Source organism: Streptomyces sp. TRM64462 (genome assembly GCF_013362995.1).
GTDB lineage: Bacteria > Actinomycetota > Actinomycetes > Streptomycetales > Streptomycetaceae > Streptomyces.
Genome location: NZ_JABWDV010000440.1, coordinates 1 through 3,602, shown reverse-complemented (window position 1 = coordinate 3,602; position 3,602 = coordinate 1). Strand labels below are relative to the sequence as shown.

The window sequence follows — 3,602 nt, the reverse complement described above, 5'->3', positions numbered from 1 at the left end:
GGAGGACCCGGTGGGCCAGGCGCGCCCGGGGGCCCCGGGGCGTATGGCGGGCCCTGGGGGTACGGTTCCGTGCCGCCGCCCATGCCGAGGCGGGCGCCCACGGTCGGTGAGCGGGACCCGCTGCGGGCCGTCGCCGCAGGGCTGTTGAACCTGTCCTGCCTGGGGCTCGGGTACGCCGTGCTGCGGCACTGGTGGTCGGCGGCCGTGTGCTGGCTCGCCACCGGCGGGCTGCTGTTCGCCGCCCTGCCCGCCGAGCCCGACGGTGTCCCTCAGGCCGTGCTCGTCGCGTACGGGCTGTTTCTCCTGGCCGTCGCGGTCGACGGGGCGCGGCGGGGCCTGCGTACCCGCTTGGCGGTGCCGGCGGCGAGGGCGCGCTGGGTGGCGCTGGTCGCCGCGTTCGTGCTGCTCGCGGTGCCCGCCGCGGGGGCGTTCGCGTACGGCGGGGCCAGGGAGGAGGCGCGGCAGCAGGAGCTGCTGGCCCGGCTGGCGTCGCTCGACGCGCTGGTGGCGCAGGCCGACGACCGCGACTTCGACGCGGCCGAGCACACCTACCTCCGCGCCCTGCGCGGCTACGCCGAGCTGGGCACCGAGCACGCCGGTTCACGCGCCGCGAAGCTGGTCCCCGACCGCCTCGACGCCTACTACGAGGCGGTGTCGGCCCCGTACAAGGAGGGCGAGTACTGCGACGCGATCGCCCCGCTCCGGCATCTGCGCGCGGTGCCCGACACCGTCGACCGCCGCCTCCTCGGCGACCTGGTGTCCCGGCCGGACGAGCCGCTGGCGCACGCGTGGCGTGAGTGCGGCATGGCGGGCCTCGGCCGCGCGACGGCCACGCGGGAGGCAGGGGCGCACCTGAAGGACCTGCTGACGACGTTCCCGCGCTCCGAGCACGCCCGCCAGGTCGAGCCCGCGGTGCGCGAGCGCATCAGGACGCGGTCCGCCGCGCTGTCGGGCGCGTCGCCGTGCCCCGTGTCGGACGAGCTGTCCCGCATCCGCACCACCGTCGCCGGCCTCCCGGACGCCACGGCACGCGCGCTGCGCACCGACGCGGAGGGCGCCGTGCGGAAGGGCCTGTACGCGTGCGGGCTCGACCAGTTCAAGGACCGCAAGTTCAGCTCGGCGAAGCGCAGCATGACCCGGTACGCCGAGCGCTACCCGAGCAGCGCGAACGCCGCGCGGGCCCGGCAGATCGCCGTTGCCGCGGAGATCGCCGCGAAGCGGCCCGCCGCCGGCCGGTCCCTGCCGCCGGTCACGGTCCCGAGCGGCACGCGGCTCACCCTGGTCGTCACGAACGACGGCCCGGGCGCGGTCGACATCCTCTACACGGGCCCGGTCACCGGCACGGCCTCCATCAAGGCGTGCGCGGGCTGTTCGACGTACGCCAGCCGCGCCGCCGGGCGGACGAGCGCCTGCAAGAGCCCGTCCAGGTCGTACCCGACAACCACCCTGCGGCTGCCGCCCGGCGAGTACCACTTCCTCTACAAGCACGCCCGCACGGCCGCCACGGCGGGCTTCGTACGCTCGTACACGGACGGCGCCAAGATCCAGTCCGGCTACCGCTACACGATGTGCCTGTACGTCTTCCGGGGCGCCGGGCTCACCTTCTGATGTGCTCGTGCACCCAGTCGGTGATCTCCTTGGTCGGCGTGCCGGGGGTGAAGAGCGCGGCCACGCCCAGGTCGAGGAGTGGCGGGATGTCGGCGGCGGGGATGATGCCGCCGCCGAAGACCGTGATGTCCTCCGCTTCCTCCTCCTTCAGGAGGTTCATCACCTCGGCGAACAGCGTCATATGGGCGCCCGACAGGACGGAGAGTCCGATTCCGTCGGCGTCCTCCTGGAGGGCGGTGTCCACGATCTGGCGTGCCGTCTGGTGGAGGCCGGTGTAGATCACTTCGGCGCCCGAGTCGCGCAGTGCGCGGGCGATGACCTTCGCGCCGCGGTCGTGGCCGTCGAGGCCGGGCTTGGCCACGACGATGCGGAGGCCGGGGGAGTGGGTGGGCATGGGTACCTGCTCCTGGGTCGGGTCCGTCGGTCGGTCAGAAGGCGTCGGTGGGGACGTAGGTGCCCCAGACGTCGCGGAGGGCGTTGCAGACTTCGCCGACGGTGGCGCGGGCTTTGAGGGCGTCTTTCATGGGGTAGAGGACGTTGTCGGTGCCTTCGGCGGCCTTCTTCAGCTCGGCCAGGGCGGCGTCGACCGCCTGCTGGTCGCGTTCGGCGCGGAGCCTGGCCAGGCGGGCGGCCTGCTGGGCCTCGATGGCCGGGTCGACGCGCAGGGGCTCGTAGGGCTCTTCCTCATCGAGCTGGAAACGGTTCACACCGACCACGACACGTTCGCCGGAGTCGGTCTCCTGGGCGATGCGGTAGGCGGAACGCTCGATCTCGTTCTTCTGGAAACCGTGCTCGATCGCGCTGACCGCGCCGCCCAGGTCCTCGACCTTCCCCATCAGCTCCAGAGCCGCCGCCTCCACGTCATCGGTCATCTTCTCGATCACATAGCTGCCGGCGAACGGATCGACCGTCGCCGTCACATCCGTCTCATACGCCAGCACCTGCTGCGTCCGCAACGCCAGACGCGCCGACTTGTCCGTCGGCAGCGCGATCGCCTCGTCGAACGAGTTCGTGTGCAGCGACTGCGTCCCGCCCAGCACCGCGCCCAGCCCCTGCACCGCCACCCGCACCAGATTCACCTCCGGCTGCTGCGCCGTCAGCTGCACCCCGGCCGTCTGCGTATGGAAACGCAGCATCCACGACTTCGGGTTCTTCGCCCCGAACTCCTCCCGCATCACCCGCGCCCAGATCCGGCGCGCAGCCCGGAACTTCGCCACCTCCTCCAGGAACGTCGTGCGCGCCACGAAGAAGAACGACAACCGCGGAGCGAAGTCGTCCACGTCCATCCCCGCCGCGACCGCCGTGCGCACGTACTCGATCCCGTCCGCGAGCGTGAACGCGATCTCCTGCGCCGGCGACGCACCCGCCTCCGCCATGTGATAGCCCGAGATCGAGATCGTGTTCCACTTCGGGATCTCCGCCCGGCAGTACTGGAAGATGTCCGCGATCAGACGCAGCGACGGCTTCGGCGGAAAAATATACGTACCCCGCGCGATGTACTCCTTCAGCACATCGTTCTGGATCGTCCCCGTCAGCTTCTCCGCGCTGACCCCCTGCTCCTCCGCCACCAGCTGATACAACAGCAGCAGCAACGCCGCGGGAGCGTTGATCGTCATCGACGTCGACACCCGGTCCAGCGGAATCCCGTCGAACAGCACCCGCATGTCATCGACCGAGTCGATCGCCACCCCCACCTTGCCCACCTCACCATGAGCAATCGGCGCGTCCGAGTCATGCCCCATCTGCGTCGGCAGATCGAACGCCACCGACAACCCCATCGTCCCGTTCGCGATCAACTGCTTGTAACGGGCATTCGACTCCACCGCCGTCCCGAACCCCGCATACTGCCGCATCGTCCACGGACGCCCCGTGTACATCGACCGATACACACCCCGCGTGAACGGATACCCACCCGGCTCGCCCAGCTTCACCGCCGGGTCCCACCCAGCCAGGGCATCCGGCCCGTACACCGGCTCAATGGGCAGTCCCGACTC

Annotated in this window: 3 protein-coding genes; 1 reads left to right on the top strand and 2 read right to left on the bottom strand. The window is 71.3% G+C overall.

Features of this window, described 5'->3' with window-relative positions; genetic code table 11:
* Positions 1-81: 81 nt before the first annotated feature.
* Positions 82-1,608: a hypothetical protein gene (locus HTZ82_RS28375; protein ID WP_175412242.1), complete on the top strand. Its 1,527-nt coding sequence runs from the start codon at positions 82-84 to the stop codon at positions 1,606-1,608.
* On the opposite strand, the gene HTZ82_RS28370 is transcribed toward HTZ82_RS28375, so the two are convergent.
* A complete protein-coding gene (locus HTZ82_RS28370) occupies positions 1,598-2,002 on the bottom strand; it encodes a cobalamin B12-binding domain-containing protein (protein ID WP_175412241.1) in 405 nt (134 codons plus the stop codon). The genes HTZ82_RS28375 and HTZ82_RS28370 overlap by 11 nt on opposite strands.
* A 34-nt stretch (positions 2,003-2,036) precedes the next feature.
* Positions 2,037-3,602, bottom strand: a 1,566-nt coding sequence (locus HTZ82_RS28365; protein WP_175411568.1) for a methylmalonyl-CoA mutase, incomplete at its 5' end; no start/stop codon positions are given.